Annotated in this window: 2 protein-coding genes; one reads left to right on the top strand and one right to left on the bottom strand. The window is 46.9% G+C overall.

Features of this window, described 5'->3' with window-relative positions:
• Window positions 1-259, top strand: a 259-nt coding sequence (locus A3729_RS33350) for a hypothetical protein (protein WP_197475990.1), incomplete at its 5' end; no start/stop codon positions are given.
• A 55-nt stretch (window positions 260-314) separates the two neighbouring features.
• Here A3729_RS33350 and A3729_RS22365 read toward each other — a convergent pair.
• Window positions 315-1,330 (bottom strand): medium chain dehydrogenase/reductase family protein (locus A3729_RS22365; protein ID WP_231877487.1); only part of this gene is annotated, 1,016 nt, incomplete at its 5' end.

The raw sequence follows: 1,330 nt of genomic DNA, 5'->3' as shown, positions 1-1,330 counted from the left end.
CCGTCTGAATGACTATCGAATCAGCTATCGCTATGACCAGTTTGGTATTGATGACCAAGATCAGATGGACCAAGAAAATAACGAGTTTGGGCGTAGTCATACCTTAGCGTTAATGTGGCAGGAAGAAGACAGTGCGCTGCGCTTAGGGGCGGAAGTCTTGTTCCTTAAGGGTAAGCGATACCGCGTACTTGAGGGCCCGCAAGTCTATCGTGACAGCGATTCTATTAGTGTCAGTATGTTGGCTCAGTATACCTTCTAGAATATGCGAAGGCTCAGCAAGCCAATAAATGGAAGAGCCTTGCTTTCATTGTGAGTTAGGGGACTAAAATTACTTTACCAATATTCTTGCGTTGCTCGATATGCTCATGCGCTTTGGCTGCATCCTTGAAGGAAAACGTGCTATCGACATGAGGCTTGATCCAGCCTTCAGCATAGCCTTTTAGTATCTCTTTCATCCAGATATCAATCTTCTTATGTTCATGCCATAAATGCCCCATATTGACACCATATACGCCTTTGTTCTGATCCATTAAACCAAAAGGGTGATAAAAAGGTGTTTGCACAATCATCTTAAGCATATTCAACTTGCCTTTGATTCCCGAGTCGGACACAGAGGAAATACCAAACATGCCTAGTCGGCCGGTGTTAGCTAAGGCACTGTAACTTTTTTTCAGGTTATCGCCGCCAATAGGGTCTGTGATCAAGTCGACACCGCGGCTATTGGTGAGGGCGAGAAGTTCTTTCTTCCAATCCTGGGTACGGTAATCTATTGCGTGATCCAAGCCCTTTTCTTTTAAGAACTTGTGCTTCCTTGAGCTAGCAGTACCATAAATTGTAGCGCCAATATGCTTGGCGATTTCCAGTGCAGCAAGACCGACACCACCTCCCACATTGTGAATGAGAACGCTCTCATGAGCTTGTAAGCCTCCCATCGCGACGAGTAATTGGTAGGCGGTAAGGTAGTTTACGGGGATTGCTGCTGCGGCTTCGAAGGAGAGCGTTTCTGGTTTATCAAATACTTGTTGTAGGGGCACTGTGACTTGCTCAGCTTGGCCGCCAAAGCGTGTTAAGGCGATAACTTCCTTGCCTAGCCAGGATTCATCTACGCCTGTGCCGATAGCATCAATGACACCCGATACTTCATAGCCAACGGTACAAGGCGTTTTCGGCGCATCAGGGTAGAGGCCTTGTCGAGCCAAAATATCAGCAAAATTCAATCCCGCAGCTTTCACTGCAATACGAACTTCCTTATCACCAGCCACCAGGTCGGCAGCCTCTTGAACTTGTAATACATAGTTCAAGAGGCTGCCGACCTGGTGGCTGGTGATAA

The organism is Oleiphilus sp. HI0043, assembly GCF_001634935.1.
Note: the sequence above shows the minus strand (reverse complement) of the source record. Positions and strands in the feature narration are given on the sequence as shown.